The organism is Sphingobacterium sp. PCS056 (genome assembly GCF_023273895.1).
Classification (GTDB): domain Bacteria; phylum Bacteroidota; class Bacteroidia; order Sphingobacteriales; family Sphingobacteriaceae; genus Sphingobacterium.
On the sequence record NZ_CP096883.1, the window covers coordinates 2174892 to 2193579 of the forward strand.

Consider the following 18688-nt stretch of genomic DNA (forward strand, 5'->3'; position numbering starts at 1 on the left):
ATAAATAATGACATTACAAGAAAGAATTGAACAGTCGAGAACACATCATTTTATAACTGTTTTCCCGTTTACAACAAACCATCATTCCACTTTGTTCGGAGGTAAAGCTATGGCTATTATGGATGAAGTAACATTTATGTGTGCAACCAGATTCTGCAGAAAAGCACTTGTAACCGTCTCTTCAGACAAGATTGATTTTGAAAAAGCGATCCCTGCAGGTAGTATGATCGAAGCAATCGCTGAGGTTATACACGTTGGGCGAACAAGTTTAAAAGTAAAAGTTGAAATCTTCTTAGAAGATATGTATAAAGACGGTCGCGAATTGGCTGTTAAAGGTGTTTTTTCTTTCGTAGCCTTGGATGATAATAAAAAACCAATACCCGTATTAGAGGGGCTTGAAATCGAGGATTAAATCAGATTACATCTTCATGAAATTACGAATGGAATAACACAAGTTGGTTATTCCATTCGTTTTATAGGCGACAATTCTTTTAATTCCTCCTCTGTGAAAAGCCTATAGTGAACTTTAAATGTTTTCCCTAAGGATGATTCCAATGAAAATCCACCTGGTCCAAACCCATCGAGGACATCCAGGGTGAAATGCGAAAATTTCCAATATTCAAATAAATCGCGATCGATCCAAAATTCATAACCTTCCGCAAGGCCGATCATCGCATCATTCATTCGGGGGTAGAATCCACCTTTTTCAAAACATTGTGGTTGTGTACCTTCACAACATCCCCCTGCCTGATAAAACATCAAATCCCCATGAGTGCTTGATAATTCCTTTATTAGTGCTTTTGCTTTTTCCGTTAACGCTAATCTTTCTACCATAATCCGTTCTATTTTATGCTTTATTTAAAGCTTTTTAAGGGGGTATTTTTAACGATCACCAAAGTTCCAATAGTATGACAGTGGATCCATTTGTTCCCGAATGTTATTGCTGAAAATCTCATCTGTTTTGCTTGATTGTATCCTGCAATAATGTGACCATCTTTCTGCTTGACCTGATATTAATATTGGTCACCCGCGAGGAGTAATTTTGCAAATTGGGCTCAGATACCTACGGTATCCTTTTCGATAATTGAATTTTGTTATTCCACATGATACATTAAGAATTAAAAAAAATGGGATTATAGTAATAACCCCATTTTTTTAATTTTATTTTTCGAGATTAAAAAAAACCAAGTTTTTCTTTACTGTATGAAATCAACATGTTTTTTGTTTGACGGTAATGATCAAGCATCATTTTATGGTTTTCACGACCGATACCAGATTGCTTATAACCTCCAAAAGGAGCGCCAGCAGGGTACGAATGATATTGATTGACCCATACACGTCCAGCTTGGATAGCACGTGGGATTTGATACAGCTGATGTGCATCACGTGTCCAGACTCCAGCTCCCAAACCATAGATGGTATCATTAGCAATTTCTAACGCTTCTTTCTCATCTTTGAATGTTGTAACAGCTAATACAGGACCAAATATTTCCTCTTGGAAAATACGCATTTTGTTATGGCCTTTAAATAAAGTTGGTTTGATATAATACCCTTCTTCCAGACCTTCGCCCAAATGATTTTCATCACCACCAGTTAACAGCTCAGCACCCTCTTCTTTACCCAGTTTGATATAAGACATAATTTTGTCCTTTTGGATTTTTGAAGCTTGAGCACCCATCATCGTTTCTGGATCTAAAGGATCGCCAACTTTAATTTGATTGACACGATCGATCACTTTAGCTATAAAACGATCATAGATATCCTCCTGAATCAGTAAGCGAGAAGGACAAGTACAGATCTCTCCTTGGTTCAGGGCAAATAAAACAGCACCTTCTATTGCTTTATCTAAGAATGCGTCGTCATGATCCATGACCGAACTAAAGAACACATTGGGAGATTTACCACCTAATTCCAATGTTACAGGAATGATGTTTTCCGTAGCATACTGCATCACCATACGGCCAGTTGCAGTAGAGCCAGTAAATGCGGCTTTTGAAACCTTAGGATTGGTGACCAATGCGCGGCCCAATTCTCCACCGAAACCATTGACGATATTGATAACACCATCTGGAATTAGATCACCGATTAATTCCATTAAGACAAGAATAGATACAGGTGTACTCTCTGCTGGCTTTAATACCACACAGTTACCTGCGGCTAAAGCAGGGGCCAATTTCCAAACAGCCATCAAAATTGGGAAATTCCAAGGAATAATCTGCGCAATAACACCGATTGGCTCATGAACAATTAAAGAAACGGTATTTTGATCCAATTCACTTAAAGATCCCTCTTCTGCGCGTATTACACTGGCAAAATAACGAAAGTGATCAATCGCTAATGGAATGTCTGCATTTAACGTTTCGCGAACAGCTTTTCCATTGTCAACCGTTTCAACTGCTGCAATGTATTCCAAGTTTTGCTCGATGCGGTCTGCAATTTTATTTAAAATGATGTTTCTTTCCGTCGAAGAGGTTTTTCCCCAGGTTTCAAATGCTTTTGAAGCTGTATCAACAGCTAATTCTAAATCTTCCTTTGTAGAATGTGCAACCTGTGTAAATACTTTACCATCTAAAGGAGAGATATTGTCAAAGTATTTTCCTAATGTTGGTGGAACAAATTTTCCACCTATGTAATTACCATAACGCTCTTTAAACGACGGTCTTTGAATTGCTGCCATAATATTTGTTTTTTATAATGTTATACAAATTGTTGTATCTCAAATTTAGTAAAAGTGTTTGCTTACTTACAGCATTATAGTTTCAAAGGGTAGCATTATAATTTCATCATCAAAGCGGCAGATAACCCATAAATCGATGTTGGAGGCGGTGATTGTAGATGAAATAATCCAATATTCGACATAATTATCTTGTATTTTAAAGACAATTTGTCTAAGTTTGATTACCAGCCAATTATAATAAAAGATAGGGATATGATAAACAACAGGCTTGTAAATTCGTTGCCATTTTCATCGCGTCATGAACTTTCTACGCTGGTAGAGAATAGGAGAGCGTTTACTTTAGAAAATCTAGAATTAAACGTATTTGAGACTTATCAAAGATCTGAGAAAGTTGCTTTACAATTTGATGATCTGGTGATTATCAATATGATTCATGGAAAAAAAATTATGCACCTCCAGCAACGAGATTCCTTTGAATATTTACCTGGTCAGACCATGATATTGCCTGCATACAGTAAAATGCAGATCGATTTTCCAGAAGCTACTTTTACAGCGCCTACACAATGTACCGCTTTGACAATAAGTAAAGCGAAGATAGATGAAGTGATTAACCATCTTAATGAGCACTATCCAAAAGCAAATGCAGTAATGGATTGGAAATTAGACTTAAACTTGTTTCATCTGTATAACACTCCAGAATTGACGGATTTGATTAATAAATTATTCCAAACCATCACTAGTGATAATCCGTTGAAAGATGCCCTAGCTGATCTTACCTTTCGTGAACTTGTTATCCGTTTACTTCAAACGCAATCGTTACTGTCTCTTGATATTGGTAAGACAAAAAATAATACAGCTTTAGAGCATATCCGAAATTATATACATGCCCACCTTTCCGAATCCATTACAGTGGAAGTCTTAGAAAAGCAGGCAAATATGAGTAAGTCTAGTTTATTTCGCCTTTTTAAAAACGAATTGGGGATTACACCAATAGAATACATTATCAGAACACGTATTCAGCAGGCAAAGAGTTTGTTACGGAAAACAAAAAGCGTTAAAGAGACTTGTTTTCGTGTTGGATTTAATGATGTCAATTATTTTGTTCGTCTCTTTAAAAATAGAGTAGGTATAACACCTGGAGCTTACATCATATGCGGGTAGGCACTATCTTTTTAGCGCTCGATCCAGCTCTCTTTTGCCTTCTCTGTCTTTGATGGTATCACGTTTATCAAAGTCTTTTTTACCTTGCGCTAAAGCTATTTCCACTTTAGCAAAACCTCTAGGACTGATGAAAATACGTAGCGGAACGATGGTAAAACCCTTTTCCTCTCCTTTTAATCTTAATTTTTTCAATTCTCTCTTTGTCAATAACAATTGACGATCACGCTTTGCCTCGTGATTGTAAAACGATCCATGCGAATACTCTGCGATATGCATGTTTCTTAGATAAAGACCGTCATGAAAAAAATTGCAAAAACTATCATTGATATTTGCTTTTCCTTCTCGAATTGATTTGATTTCTGTGCCAAGCAGTCTAATTCCAGCGACATATCTGTCAAGCAAATGGTATTCAAACGATGCCCTTTTATTTTTTATATTGATATCTGATGATATTGCCATAATTTCTTAATATATTTATTCCCATTCCATTTCCAAATACAAACCCAGCTAAGTTTGTGATATGTAAAGCCACGGAAAAGCAAATATAAATATTATAATGGTGTTTTTTTTAGCATTGTTATTTTTTGGATTTTAATTTAAGTGTTAAATTAAAATTATTTTTACGATATTTATATGTGAAAAATATGACTAACATTAAGTGAAAGTCAGGTTTTGTTTTCGTATGTTTGCATCGTTTTTGATTTAATATTGTATTTCACGCAGTATTTAGGAAGTCATTTTGTATTAATCTATTTGGAAGTAGGAATTGAAAGTGCTGATGATGAAGCTGATATTTTGGTAATCATTGCAGTCAAAAACAATTATAAAATTTAAGAAATACCTTTTAATCGCATGAGTAAAGGAAAATTAGGCGAGAGAATATCGCAATTTAAAATCGTTAGTGAGTTAAAAGCTAAAGGCTTATATGCTTATTTTAGACCCATTCAGTCGAGACAAGATACCGAAGTAAAAATTGATGGCAAACGTGTTTTGATGTTTGGTTCTAATTCTTATTTAGGATTAACGACGGATGAACGTATTATCAAAGCTTCTCAAGATGCATTAGCAAAATATGGAACCGGTTGTGCTGGATCTCGTTTTTTAAATGGTACTTTAGATATTCATGTGGAGCTTGAGGAGAAATTGTCGGCTTATGTGGGGAAAGAGTCAACTATTTTATTCAGTACGGGTTTTCAATCAAATTTAGGACCATTATCATGTCTTACGGGACGTAATGATTATATCTTATTGGATGAACGCGATCATGCTTCCATTATTGATGGTAGTAGATTGTCCTTTTCTAAAGTGATCAAGTATGCGCACAACGATATGAACGATCTGCGTGCAAAAATAGCTAGATTACCAGAAGAAAGTGGCAAATTGATCGCAACAGATGGTATCTTCAGTATGGAAGGGGATATCGTTAACTTACCAGAATTAATAAAAATTGCAGACGAGTTTGATGCGACAGTAATGGTCGATGATGCACATAGTTTAGGTGTGATCGGAGAAAAGGGAGCTGGTACAGCGTCACATTTTGGACTAACTGATAGCGCCGATTTGATTATGGGTACCTTCAGTAAATCATTTGCTTCATTGGGCGGATTTGTTTCTGGAGATGCTGATGTTATTGAATACTTGAAGCACTCTGCACGCTCGGTCATGTTTAGCGCTAGTATGACTCCAGCTTCTGTTGCTTCGACATTGAAAGCTTTGGAGATCATTCAAGCAGAGCCTCAACATATTGAAAAATTGTGGGCAAATACAAATTACGCTAAAAAATTATTATTAGAAAGTGGTTTTGATTTGGGTGCGACAGAGAGCCCGATTTTACCAATTTTTATTAGAAATAACGAAAAGACATTCTGGGTAACTAAAATGCTTCAAGACGATGGTGTTTTTGTCAATCCAGTAGTTTCACCTGCTGTTCCTGCGGAAGAATCTTTGATTCGTTTCTCACTAATGGCAACACATAGCTTCGATCAAATTGATGAAGCGATCGAGAAGATGGTTAAAGTCTTCAAATTAGCAGATGTTGAATCATTAATCTAAGTGTCTATTATGATACAGGTTATCCCCGTTGAAACTAAGAAACAGAAACGGTTGTATATAGATTTTCCGCATACTTTATATGCGGAAAATCCTTATTATGTACCAGAGCTATATCTTGCTCAGTATGATTTGCTAACTCCTGGCAAGCATCCCTTTTACAAACATTCCTCAACACAATTATTTTTAGCGTACAAAGATCAGAAATTGGTCGGTCGTATTGCTGCAATTTGGAATGTGAATCACAATGCCTTTAATCAAGTGCAGGAAGGTCAGTGGGGATTTTTTGATTCCATAAACGATCAAGAAGTTGCAAATGCTTTATTTCAAGCTGCAAAAGATTGGGTAAAAGCTAAAGGTGGAACGAATATCGTCGGTCCAATTAATTTAACGACCAATGATACCTGCGGTTTATTGGTGGAAGGATTTGATAGTCCTCCTGTAGCCATGATGCCTTATAATTTTGCTTACTATCCAGATCTGGTAACAAATGCCGGTTTTCAAAAGAAAATTGATTTGCGTGCTTATCTGGTGATGGAAAATAAAGCAAGTAAACGATCTGTTCTTCTGCTGGAAAAACTAGAAGAGCGGTTAAATCGTTCCGGAATTAAGATCCGTCAAATGAATTTGAAGGATTTTAAAAATGAAACAGAGCGAATCAGAGAGATTTATAATAAGGCGTGGGATAAAAACTTAGGTTTTGTGCCCTTTACGGAAGATGAATTTAATTACGCAGCTAAAGAAATGAAAATGATTGTTGATCCTAGATATGCTTTGTTGGCAGAAAAGGATGGTAAAGTCATTGGATTTGCTTTAGGTATTCCAGATATCAACCAAATTTTAATTAAAATCAAGCGCGGAAGATTATTACCTACCGGGATTTTCAAATTATTATTTGGATTGAAAAAGGTAAATCTGATTCGTGTTCTGATGCTTGGGGTACTGGATGAGTACCGTAAATTAGGAATTGAAGCCTGCCTTTATGGTAGCATAATTAAAAATTCTGGAGACGGATTTACCGTTAAAGGAGCAGAATGCTCATGGATGCTTGATACTAATTATATGATGAATCATGCTATCGAGCAAATCAATGGAGAATTGTACAAACGCTATCGTCTGTACGAGCAAGCGCTATGAGAAAAAAAATCTTAATCACAGGCGCAAGTGGTTTTGTCGGTTATCATCTCGTTCAAGCTGCCTATGAGGCAGGCTTGGAAGTGCATGCAGCCGTTAGGAAAACCAGTGATGTCAGTGAAATAAAGTCTTTTGTTGATCAATTTGTTTATCCTGATTTTAAAAATAAGGATTCATTATTGGAACTGTTAGAGCTAGAGCAATATGCCTATATTGTTCATGCAGCTGCAATGACAAGAGCAAAGAACGAATTAGATCTTGTTGAGGTAAATGTTGGGTATAGCGAATGCTTGGCAGACGCAGTCTTTGAATCCAATATACCGCTTGAACGATTTGTTTTTATTAGTAGTCTCGCAGCGATCGGACCAGTGGCTTATGACGCACCTGCGATCAATGAGCAAAATGATTATCACCCTGTAACAGCATATGGCCGTAGTAAAGTCCTGGCTGAAAAGATGCTTGATAAATATGTTGACAATAAACTTTCCATTATCCGTCCTACTGCAGTATATGGACCCAAAGAGAAAGATCTTTTTGTGTTGTTTAAAACATTAAATACGGGTTTAGATGCTTATATTGGAAAATCACCTCAAAAATTAACTTTTGTTTTTGTAAAAGATCTCGTTAATGCTATTCTGAATGCATGCTTTTTAGATAAAGGCGGCAAGAAAGTTTATAATATTACCGATGGCTTAGTGTATGACCGTTATGAAATGGCAACAATTTTTAAAAAATATACTGCTAAGTCCCTATATAGATTACACCTTCCACTTCGCTTGGTTAGAGGTGTGGCTCAAGCAATGGATCTCGCATATAAAAAATCCAAATCAATACCGGTATTGTATCCGGAAAGATTAAATGAATTGACAGCCGCTAGTTGGGCATGTGATATCAGTTCATCAATAAAAAATATTCAATATAAACCTATTTATGATTTGGATGCTGGCTTGAAAGTTACAATTCAATGGTATCGTGATCATAAATGGTTAAAATAACAAAGAGAGATGAGTGGTCAAAAAATAAACAAAAAACTTTTTCAAGATAGAAAGAGAACAAATATATTGAGTAATCCAGAACAGAAATTTATTTCGTATTTAGTTCCGCGTATTCCAAATTGGATTTCATCCGATGGACTAACAGCAATTGGTTTGTTTGGTTCCTTAATGATTATGGTAAGTTTTATCCTAGCGCAATATTGGGATATTAATTATTTATTATTAGGTATAGTAGGTTTTTTTATTCAGTGGTTCGGTGATTCACTTGATGGTAGAATTGCTTTTTATAGAAATAAGTCTCGTAAATGGTATGGATTTTCTTTAGATATTGTCATGGATTGGATTAGTACGGTGATGATCGGACTGGGATATGTATTCTATGCTAAAGGTAATTTTGAATTAACTGGTTTTGTTTTGGTGGCTTTGTATGGTTGGGCGATGATTTTATCCTTGCTGCGCTATAAGGTAACCGACAAATATACAATAGATGCAGGTATCGTTGGACCAACAGAAATCCGCGTTATTATTTGTCTTGTATTGCTGGTTGAGGTATTCTTCGTAGGTGCCATCCATTATTTAGTGATGGGAATCTGTGCTATTCTTTTTGTTATCAATGCTATTGATACTAAAAAATTACTGGATTTAGGAGATATCAGAGATGCTGAAGAGAAAAAAACGAAAGAGCCTGAAAACGTTTAACATATGAATGCAAAACTAAAAGAATTCTTTAGAGCGCAATTATCAGCTTTTGTAGGTGGTCTTTCAGATTTTGGCATTTATACTTTCTGCTATAAAGTACTCAGTATTTCGCCCGCATTTTCAAATGTAATTAGTGGCTCTTTAGGGGCGGTCGTTAATTTTGTAATCAACCGTTACTGGTCTTTCAATAATACTTCGGCCCCACTTGGAAAACAGCTAGGTAAATTTGTAATCGTAGTTGCTGGAAGTATACTCCTAAAGTCACTTGGCATTTATCTGTTGGATGACAGATTACATTTACATCCTTTGCTATCAAAAGTGATTGTGGAGATTATTGTTTCGTTAGGATTCAATTATACGCTTCAACGCTTTTGGGTTTTTAAAAAGTAGCGGTAAAAGAATTAATCCATAATAGGATTGTCAGGTCATCTCAGAAGAGATGACCTTTTTTATTCCCTTTTACTATAAAAAAATAAATGTTTTCGATAGCTATGCATTTTTTATAAAAATGATCGCTCATCAAATAGTTTTATGTTATATAGATCGAGTATTCATTTAAGGGATCATTAGAACTGGATTAGGGCAATTATGCTGCTTTTTTAAAATGAAAGTCGGAGAGGATAAATTTTTACTCTGCTAAAAGGAAAAGGGTTTAATAAAATGTATGATAAATCTTATACTTTAAGTAGACGTGTTAACATGCAAGTATTTTATCTAAGGGAGAGTAGTGATGTGAAATGGATATCTGATTGCTACTAACTACATACCAAATTCTGACCAACTTCGTATTTAATACCGGTATAGTAGGGGGGGTATAGGGGGTTTATAGGGGGTTAGTAGGGGTATACCCCTACTAACCCCCTATAAACCCTAAGTAATGTCTGGTGTATTCCCCATTTAATAGTGAAGTTGGTATGTAGTTGGTCAGAATTTGTCTTTAAGATCTGGTATATATTGAAAAGTAACGGAGTATCGAGTAACGCAGTGATTTAGTGACGGAGTAAAGCAGTAACATAAAAGGGTAACGCAGTGATCGAGTAACTAGGTAACATAGTAACGGAGTGACGAAGTAACCGAGTAACGCAGTACTTGTATGATGATCCCATATATGGACAGGTGACGGGCGTGTCCGCACACAGATGGCCCCAGACCAATTAGCAATGTGATCCATAGCAAAAGCTAATCCATATCCGAACCAGCATGCTCATCAGGTGGCATCCAGATAAATTATCGGTCACATTTCTAGCCCTTTACCGTGCCGCGGTAAACTATTTCCGGAAAACATTAGGAAGTGAAGGATAAAAGTTCCTATCTTTGCACCACTCCGCAAGGGAGGAACGGCTGATCCGAAAGGAGAGGCACTGAGAAAAGAAGGGTTTAATTTAGTTTAAACGCGGAAACGAAAGGAAAACAAAAAAATAAATTTTCACATTTATTTTGGAGATACCAAAAAGATTTCTACCTTTGCAGTCCCAACGGAAACGAAGGGAAACAGACAAGACCGATACCGGCGCAATGCCGACATCATATAAAGCCGAAGCGAGATGCGGGAGCGAAGAAAGTTCTTTAAAAATATAATCATGTAACGTAACGAGTAGTGTTGAGAAACAACGAAAGTTAAAAAAATCAACCTGTTCAATTTTAGAATTAGAAATAAAAATACAAGACAATTCTATTTATTATAAATAGTCTTGATCTTACACTTCATTTTACAATGGAGAGTTTGATCCTGGCTCAGGATGAACGCTAGCGGCAGGCCTAATACATGCAAGTCGGACGGGATTGAAATTAAAGCTTGCTTTAATTTCATGAGAGTGGCGCACGGGTGCGTAACGCGTGAGCAACCTACCCATATCAGGGGGATAGCCTCTCGAAAGAGAGATTAACACCGCATAACATCATTTACCGGCATCGGATTATGATCAAATATTTATAGGATATGGATGGGCTCGCGTGACATTAGCTAGTTGGAGGGGTAACGGCCCACCAAGGCTACGATGTCTAGGGGCTCTGAGAGGAGAATCCCCCACACTGGTACTGAGACACGGACCAGACTCCTACGGGAGGCAGCAGTAAGGAATATTGGTCAATGGAGGGAACTCTGAACCAGCCATGCCGCGTGCAGGATGACTGCCCTATGGGTTGTAAACTGCTTTTGTCAGGGAATAAACCTTTCCACGTGTGGGAAGCTGAATGTACCTGAAGAATAAGGATCGGCTAACTCCGTGCCAGCAGCCGCGGTAATACGGAGGATCCAAGCGTTATCCGGATTTATTGGGTTTAAAGGGTGCGTAGGCGGTCCTATAAGTCAGTGGTGAAAGACGGCAGCTTAACTGTCGCAGTGCCTTTGATACTGTAGGACTTGAATCTATTTGAAGTGGGCGGAATAAGACAAGTAGCGGTGAAATGCATAGATATGTCTTAGAACTCCGATTGCGAAGGCAGCTCACTAAGTTAGTATTGACGCTGATGCACGAAAGCGTGGGGATCAAACAGGATTAGATACCCTGGTAGTCCACGCCCTAAACGATGATAACTCGATGTTTGCGATACACAGTAAGCGTCCAAGCGAAAGCGTTAAGTTATCCACCTGGGGAGTACGGTCGCAAGATTGAAACTCAAAGGAATTGACGGGGGCCCGCACAAGCGGAGGAGCATGTGGTTTAATTCGATGATACGCGAGGAACCTTACCCGGGCTTGAAAGTTAGTGAATGATCCAGAGACGGATCAGTCCTTCGGGACACGAAACTAGGTGCTGCATGGCTGTCGTCAGCTCGTGCCGTGAGGTGTTGGGTTAAGTCCCGCAACGAGCGCAACCCCTATGTTTAGTTGCCAGCACATTAAGGTGGGGACTCTAAACAGACTGCCAGCGTAAGCTGTGAGGAAGGTGGGGACGACGTCAAGTCATCATGGCCCTTACGTCCGGGGCTACACACGTGCTACAATGGATGGTACAGCGGGCAGCTACATAGCAATATGGTGCTAATCTCTAAAAGCCATTCACAGTTCGGATTGAGGTCTGCAACTCGACCTCATGAAGTTGGATTCGCTAGTAATCGCGTATCAGCAATGACGCGGTGAATACGTTCCCGGGCCTTGTACACACCGCCCGTCAAGCCATGAAAGTTGGGGGTACCTAAAGCATGTAACCGCAAGGAGCGTGTTAGGGTAAAACCGATAATTGGGGCTAAGTCGTAACAAGGTAGCCGTACCGGAAGGTGCGGCTGGAATACCTCCTTTCTAGAGCATTCAGGATTGAAGCTCGTTACGTACACACATGGTTTATATAAGAAACAAACAAGAGACAAAACATTTGAAGAAATGTGCCCATCCCTGATTGGATGGTCCAGAGAGATAGAAAGATAAGCTAGTCCCGTAGCTCAGTTGGTTAGAGCACTACACTGATAATGTAGGGGTCAGCAGTTCAAATCTGCTCGGGACTACCAAAAATACACGGGGAATTAGCTCAGCTGGCTAGAGCACCTGCCTTGCACGCAGGGGGTCATCGGTTCGACTCCGATATTCTCCACAGGTATCCGCGCCGTATAAGATATTTACGGCATATACAGCGGAAACAAAGAGTTCTTTGACATATTGAAAGAAAAAAAATTACAAGAGAAGACAACAGTAGAGACAATACTGTGGTGTGCCTGATGTATTATGAAGACCCTCGGTCAAGGCCGAACGGATTAATGCGTAGCACCATGGTTATATATATCAAAAAGCAACCCATAGTAGCAAAAGGGCTATGAGGTGAAGAAAGTAAATAAGGGCACACGGGGGATGCCTAGGCTCTCAGAGGCGATGAAGGACGTGATAAGCTGCGATAAGCTTCGGGGATTAGCAAATGTGAGATTGATCCGAAGATTTCCGAATGGGGCAACCTAGCATACTGAAGGTATGCTGTAAAATACGCGAACGCGCTGAACTGAAACATCTAAGTAGGCGTAGGAGAAGAAAATAATAATGATTTCCCAAGTAGTGGCGAGCGAACGGGAAAGAGCCCAAACCAACTTTGTTACGGCATGGTTGGGGTTGTAGGGCTGCGAAGTGGCATTAGCAAACAGAAGTGGAATGGGATGGGAAGCCCAGCGATACACGGTGATAGCCCTGTACACGTATAGAATGCTAGCCTAGCAGTACCCTGAGTACCGCGGGGTCGGAGACGCCCTGTGGGAATCTGTCAGCACCATCTGATAAGGCTAAATACTCCTGAGAGACCGATAGTGAACTAGTACCGTGAGGGAAAGGTGAAAAGAACCTCGAACAGAGGAGTGAAAAGAACCTGAAACCGTGTGCTTACAAGCGGTCGGAGCTGGCAGGTCCAGTGACGGCGTGCCTTTTGCATAATGAGCCTACGAGTTACTCTTGTCTGGCAAGGTTAAGTGGTTCAGCCACGTATCCGAAGCGAAAGCGAGTCTTAATAGGGCGCATAGTCAGATGAGGTAGACGCGAAACCTTGTGATCTACCCTTGGGCAGGTTGAAGTTGCAGTAACATGTAATGGAGGACCGAACCGATAAACGTTGAAAAGTTTCCGGATGACCTGAGGGTAGGGGTGAAAGGCTAATCAAACTGGGAAATAGCTCGTACTCCCCGAAATGTTTTTAGGAACAGCGTCGGCATGGAGTCTTATAGAGGTAGAGCTACCGATTGGGTGCGGGGGAGTCAAATCCTACCAAATCCAGACGAACTCCGAATGCTATAAGATATGGCCGGCAGTGAGGCTTTGGGTGCTAAGGTCCAAGGCCGAGAGGGAAAGAACCCAGACCATCAGCTAAGGTCCCTAAATATACGCTAAGTTGAACTAACGAGGTCCGATTGCCTAGACAGCTAGGATGTTGGCTTGGAAGCAGCCATTCATTTAAAGAGTGCGTAACAGCTCACTAGTCGAGCGATCGGGCGTGGATAATAAACGGGCATCAAGTGTATTACCGAAGCTATGGATTCATACTGAAATATGTATGTCTGGTAGGGGAGCATTCTATTTACGGCGAAGCGGTCTGGTAATGGTCCGTGGAGTGGATAGAAAAGCAAATGTAGGCATAAGTAACGATAAGGCGGGTGAGAAACCCGCCCACCGAAAGACTAAGGTTTCCTGATCAACGCTAATCGGATCAGGGTTAGTCGGGGCCTAAGGCGCATCCGAAGGGAGTAAGCCGATGGACAACTGGTTAATATTCCAGTACTTTTTATAACTGCGATGTGGTGACGGAGTAGTGACACTGCCGCGAACTGACGGAATAGTTCGTTAAAAGGCGTAGGTATAGGGACGGTAGGCAAATCCGCCGACCCTGCTGAAACCCAATAGTACAGCAAAGCTTCGGCGGCGCTGATAGAGCAGGTAAACAGACTTCCAAGAAAACCCGCTAAGCTTCAGGTTATAAAAACCCGTACCGTAAACCGACACAGGTAGTCGAGGAGAGAATCCTAAGGTGCTCGAGTGAATCATGGCTAAGGAACTCGGCAAAATGGCCCTGTAACTTCGGGAGAAGGGGCGCTTCCTCCAGCAATGGAGAAGCCGCAGTGAAAAGGCCCAGGCGACTGTTTAACAAAAACATATGGCTTTGCAAAATCGAAAGATGAGGTATAAGGCCTGACACCTGCCCGGTGCTGGAAGGTTAAGAGGGGATGTCATCGCAAGAGAAGCATTGAATCGAAGCCCCAGTAAACGGCGGCCGTAACTATAACGGTCCTAAGGTAGCGAAATTCCTTGTCGGGTAAGTTCCGACCTGCACGAATGGTGTAACGATCTGGGCGCTGTCTCAGCCATGAGCTCGGTGAAATTGTGGTATCGGTGAAGACGCCGATTACCCGCAACGGGACGGAAAGACCCCATGCACCTTCACTATAGCTTAACATTGGAATTGGGTACAGGATGTGTAGGATAGGCGGGAGATGTTGAAGTGGCTTCGCCAGGAGTCATGGAATCAACCTTGAAATACCGCCCTTTCTGTATTCGGTTTCTAACTCGGTTATGCCGAGGACATTGTTTGGTGGGTAGTTTGACTGGGGTGGTCGCCTCCAAAAAGGTAACGGAGGCTTTCAAAGGTAAGCTCAGTACGCTTGGTAACCGTACGCGGAGTGCAATGGCATAAGCTTGCTTGACTGTGAGACCAACAAGTCGAACAGGGTCGAAAGACGGACATAGTGATCCGGTGGTTCTGTATGGAAGGGCCATCGCTCAAAGGATAAAAGGTACGCTGGGGATAACAGGCTGATCTCCCCCAAGAGCTCATATCGACGGGGAGGTTTGGCACCTCGATGTCGGCTCGTCACATCCTGGGGCTGGAGAAGGTCCCAAGGGTTGGGCTGTTCGCCCATTAAAGTGGCACGCGAGCTGGGTTCAGAACGTCGCGAGACAGTTCGGTCCCTATCTGTTGTGGGCGTTGGAAGTTTGAGTGGATCTGTCCTTAGTACGAGAGGACCGGGATGGACTGACCGCTGGTAAACCAGTTATGCCGCCAGGTGTACGGCTGGGTAGCTACGTCGGGAATAGATAAGCGCTGAAAGCATCTAAGTGCGAAACTAGCCACGAGATGAGACTTCCTTATAGGGCCGTAGTAGACTACTACGTTGATAGGTTGCAGGTGTAAAGGTAGAGATATCATAGCTGAGCAATACTAATCACCCGAAGCTTTCTCAAGCAACGCAGACACTGTTGTCTTCCTCTTTTAGTTTTTCTTTCAATTGTCTATAGATTAGTATGTTGGATGGGATATTGTATATTTCATTCTTATGACTAATAAAAACATTTTAGGTGCCTATATCGGCGGTGTCTACCTCTTCCCATTCCGAACAGAGCAGTCAAGCCCGCCAGAGCCGATGGTATTGCCGTAACAGGTGGGAGAGTAGGTCGGTGCCTTTTTTTATACAGAAGCCCTTGCTAAACAGCAGGGGCTTTTTTGTGCGCTAAACTTTTTCTCCCTTTCGGATGCAGCATATCCCAATCTGATTGCTTTAGAACAAGCCATTCCGCTGCTACAGTATAATCAATAGCGCTGCTTCCGGAACGATGCCGATGCAGCAATCAAGCCTCCTGCTGCCGCAGATAACCCCTTTCACAATCAAAGATATCGACTTGCTACGGCAGTACTGCAGACGCAGCACACTTACATTTCTTCTCCTTCATGTCCGACCTGGTTCTATATATGGCTATTGGCGGCACGGTTCCACTTCAAGCTCATCCTCCATATCCACGACAGGCAACTCCTGCTTTTGAAATACGCTTATAGCCCACCTGGTGAACTACTCTAAAACTGGTTTCTGTATTCAGTTTGTATGCGATGTGGTTTCCTTTTAAATGGATCTACATGAGCGGTGCTGCTAAGATCTTTGTTTGCCACTAAACTTTCCTCAAATAGAAATCAATAAATTACTAGTGATGAAGTTTTAATATTGATTTTATGAGTTTTATAAACTGCTTTATAACGAGTGGTTTACATATTAATATCCTTATTATTAGTGTTTTCCTTTCTTTTGGTATAGTATTTGGCTAAAGAAAGGAAAGAATATTTTATTTATGAGAGCAAAAATTGCATTTTTTTTGGGAGGATTAATATTGTTAATATCAGCTAGTTCTTGTGTGGGATATTATCACGATCACGGACCTAGGCATCCACATGGACACTATAAGAAAGGTCATAATAAGCATTATAAAAAAGAACACAAGAAGCATAACAGGGGCCACGGTAAGCATCGAGGAAGACATTAATTGTTGGGTGATCATAGATTATGATCACCTTTTTTATTATCTTTTGAATATCCTCCTGGATTAATTTATTACTTGTTGGACTATAACTCTATTTATAAAGCTCCTTTTGAAGTATGATGACCATCATCTACCATGAGATGATTCCAAGAATTTGAATAATCATTATATCGATTCTCGGATTGTAATGTCAGCATCTAATTCGATCGTTTCATAAACAATCTCTCTTTTTTTTAATCGATATTCTAAAATATGGATCATTTTTTCGAAAGCGATTTTTCCAATATTTTTTGCAGGTTGAGAGATACACGTGAGTGGTGGATTGAATGAAAATGCATAGTTTGTATTTGAGAATCCAATCAAAGCAATCTCTTCTGGAATTTTAATTTTCTGTTGCGCTAATAATCCTATTGTGCGATTTGTCAATAGATCGGTAGCCGTAAAAATTGCGTCAGGAAGGTGCTGTTCTTTTTCTAATTCTTTTAATTTAGATAGAATTTGCTGTTCTACGATTTGAATCTGGGATAGATCACAGCGTAAAAGAAGAGTCTCATCGAAAATTATTTTGTTCTGTTTTAAGGCTTCTTGAAAACCGATGAGCCTTTCATTGGTAACACCATTAGTAAGTCCCGTAATATGCAAAATATTACGATAATTTCGATCAATAAGTTCCTGTGTTGCTCTTTTGGCAGCTTTCTTATTGTCTATTCCAATTTGAAATGTATTGAAACTGTTATTGATACGATCAAATATAACAATAGGGCAATCGCTATGATGTAACTGTTCTAGATAATTTAAGTTTGCTCTATCAGATACCGGTGAAATCAATATGCCATCTACCCCTTTGGAATAAAGAATATCAATGCATTTCTTTTCAATTGACGGATTTTCTCTGCTTTGCATAATAATAATATTATACTGTTGAAACAGTGACGATTCTTCAATTCCTTCTAAAATTTGAGAAAAGAATGAATTGCTTATTGTTGAAACGATGACACCGATAATGTTTGTTTTACCAGTTTTTAAACTTCTTGCTAGTGCATTATATTGATAATTATGTTCATGTGCATAGGCAACGATTTTCTCTTTTGTCTCTTTCTTGATCTCATGGCTATCGGAGAGTGCTTTGGAAATCGTAGGGACTGATAAGTTTAGCGCTTTTGCAATATCTTTAAGAGTTAATCTTTTCATAATTTCCTAATGTAACTCATAAAGATAATAAATTGTGTAAAGATTAGTCTATTTGAAGCCATATATTATAATTGAAATAATTAAAACCTCTGAATTCTTTCTATCTTTGCATTTATGAGTACATTATTAGACATAGGACAAAAACCATATCATCATTATGGATCTTATTTAAAAAAGAAATATGATGGTCTGCGTGTGTATAAAGTCATTGTAGATGGCAATTTTACTTGCCCTAATCGTGATGGAAGTAAGGGGTATGGTGGCTGTTCGTACTGTAATGTGGATTCATTTACTCCCGAATCAGCTCGTAAATTGCCGACTATTCGTGAACAGGTAGAAGAAGGTATCAAACGTGCTAGAGAAGGTTATCGTGCAGATAAATTTATTATTTATTTTCAACCTAATACCAATACTTATGCTCCTGCACATTTTTTAAAGGCGATGTATGATGAGGCATTAGCTGTTTGTCCAGAGGATACAGTGGGTTTATCTGTAGGTACACGTCCTGATTGTATTGATTTTGAAAAAGTGGCTCTTTTGGAGAGTTACTGCGATCGCTATGATGTTGATTTGGAGATGGGCATGGAATCAATTTACGATGAAACTTTGGATAGAATCAATCGTGGCTGTTCACATGAGGAATTGCAAGTGGCTTTGAAATTAGTGGAAAATAGTCCATTAGAAATTTGTGTGCATACTATTTTTGGCTTCCCTTGGGAATCTAAAGAGATGATGTTGAAATATGCTGATGAAATCAATAAACATCCGCAGATCAAATTTGTGAAGCTGCATCATTTACATATTGTAGAAGGATCCATTATGGGCGTTCAATATAAACGGGAACCTTTCCATGTTTTTTCTATTGATGAATATTGTGACTTTTTAGCGGAGTTTATTCCATTATTACGTCCGGATATTGTCATCCAAAGATTATTTGGATTGGCTGATCAAGAGTTATTGATTGCTCCAAATTGGGGGATGAAAAAATCAGCGATTCAGTCGTATATTGATAAAGCACTTGAGCGAAAAGAGGCCATACAGGGTTCTCAATATAGAGGATAAAAAAAGGTT

Annotated in this window: 12 protein-coding genes, 2 tRNA genes and 3 rRNA genes; 13 read left to right on the plus strand and 4 right to left on the minus strand. The window is 39.5% G+C overall.

Annotated elements, in window-relative coordinates:
- The first annotated feature begins 7 nt into the window (after positions 1–7).
- Positions 8–412, plus strand: coding sequence for an acyl-CoA thioesterase (locus MUB18_RS08930; RefSeq protein ID WP_045752955.1), 405 nt, complete (start codon positions 8–10; stop codon positions 410–412).
- 47 nt (positions 413–459) lie between these two features.
- Here MUB18_RS08930 and MUB18_RS08935 read toward each other — a convergent pair whose 3' ends face one another.
- Together MUB18_RS08935 and MUB18_RS08940 are read right to left on the minus strand one after the other, a co-directional pair.
- Positions 460–834: a DUF779 domain-containing protein gene (locus MUB18_RS08935; protein WP_045752954.1), complete on the minus strand. Its 375-nt coding sequence runs from the start codon at positions 832–834 to the stop codon at positions 460–462.
- A 340-nt stretch (positions 835–1174) separates the two neighbouring features.
- Positions 1175–2677 (minus strand): aldehyde dehydrogenase family protein, encoded by a 1503-nt coding sequence (locus MUB18_RS08940; protein ID WP_317233184.1) that lies wholly within the window; start codon positions 2675–2677, stop codon positions 1175–1177.
- Positions 2678–2929: 252 nt separating this feature from the next.
- Between MUB18_RS08940 and MUB18_RS08945 the strand changes: the two genes are divergently transcribed.
- A complete protein-coding gene (locus MUB18_RS08945; protein WP_045752952.1) occupies positions 2930–3838 on the plus strand; it encodes a helix-turn-helix domain-containing protein in 909 nt (302 codons plus the stop codon).
- A 3-nt stretch (positions 3839–3841) separates the two neighbouring features.
- Here MUB18_RS08945 and smpB read toward each other — a convergent pair whose 3' ends face one another.
- Positions 3842–4297 carry an SsrA-binding protein SmpB gene (smpB, locus tag MUB18_RS08950; protein ID WP_045752951.1) on the minus strand — a complete coding sequence of 152 codons (456 nt, stop codon included), beginning with the start codon at positions 4295–4297 and terminating at the stop codon, positions 3842–3844.
- 393 nt (positions 4298–4690) lie between these two features.
- On the opposite strand from smpB, the gene spt reads away from it, so the two are divergent.
- The 10 genes from spt to rrf all read left to right on the plus strand — a co-directional run bounded on the left by spt (position 4691) and on the right by rrf (position 15583).
- The gene (spt, locus tag MUB18_RS08955; protein ID WP_045752950.1) at positions 4691–5890 is read left to right on the plus strand and encodes a serine palmitoyltransferase; all 1200 of its coding nucleotides are present in this window, start codon (positions 4691–4693) and stop codon (positions 5888–5890) included.
- A 9-nt stretch (positions 5891–5899) separates the two neighbouring features.
- Positions 5900–7024, plus strand: coding sequence for a hypothetical protein (locus MUB18_RS08960; RefSeq protein ID WP_045752949.1), 1125 nt, complete (start codon positions 5900–5902; stop codon positions 7022–7024).
- The gene (locus MUB18_RS08965) at positions 7021–8016 is read left to right on the plus strand and encodes an NAD-dependent epimerase/dehydratase family protein (protein ID WP_248755688.1); all 996 of its coding nucleotides are present in this window, start codon (positions 7021–7023) and stop codon (positions 8014–8016) included. The genes MUB18_RS08960 and MUB18_RS08965 overlap by 4 nt, the downstream gene beginning before the upstream one ends.
- Before the next feature lie 9 nt (positions 8017–8025).
- Positions 8026–8715: a CDP-alcohol phosphatidyltransferase family protein gene (locus tag MUB18_RS08970; protein ID WP_045752947.1), complete on the plus strand. Its 690-nt coding sequence runs from the start codon at positions 8026–8028 to the stop codon at positions 8713–8715.
- 3 nt (positions 8716–8718) lie between these two features.
- Positions 8719–9105, plus strand: coding sequence for a GtrA family protein (locus MUB18_RS08975; RefSeq protein WP_045752946.1), 387 nt, complete (start codon positions 8719–8721; stop codon positions 9103–9105).
- A gap of 1321 nt (positions 9106–10426) precedes the next feature.
- A 16S ribosomal RNA gene (locus MUB18_RS08980) occupies positions 10427–11956 on the plus strand.
- Positions 11957–12085: 129 nt separating this feature from the next.
- Positions 12086–12162, plus strand: a tRNA-Ile gene (locus MUB18_RS08985).
- 9 nt (positions 12163–12171) lie between these two features.
- Positions 12172–12245, plus strand: a tRNA-Ala gene (locus MUB18_RS08990).
- A gap of 227 nt (positions 12246–12472) precedes the next feature.
- A 23S ribosomal RNA gene (locus MUB18_RS08995) occupies positions 12473–15361 on the plus strand.
- A gap of 110 nt (positions 15362–15471) precedes the next feature.
- Positions 15472–15583, plus strand: a 5S ribosomal RNA gene (gene rrf / locus MUB18_RS09000).
- Together the 16S, 23S and 5S rRNA genes with 2 tRNA genes alongside form the textbook arrangement of a ribosomal RNA operon.
- A gap of 1008 nt (positions 15584–16591) precedes the next feature.
- On the opposite strand, the gene MUB18_RS09005 is transcribed toward rrf, so the two are convergent.
- Positions 16592–17617, minus strand: coding sequence for a LacI family DNA-binding transcriptional regulator (locus MUB18_RS09005; RefSeq protein WP_045752132.1), 1026 nt, complete (start codon positions 17615–17617; stop codon positions 16592–16594).
- 114 nt (positions 17618–17731) lie between these two features.
- Here MUB18_RS09005 and MUB18_RS09010 point away from each other — a divergent pair, with 114 nt between their 5' ends.
- Positions 17732–18679 carry a TIGR01212 family radical SAM protein gene (locus tag MUB18_RS09010; RefSeq protein WP_045752131.1) on the plus strand — a complete coding sequence of 316 codons (948 nt, stop codon included), beginning with the start codon at positions 17732–17734 and terminating at the stop codon, positions 18677–18679.
- Positions 18680–18688: the final 9 nt, after the last annotated feature.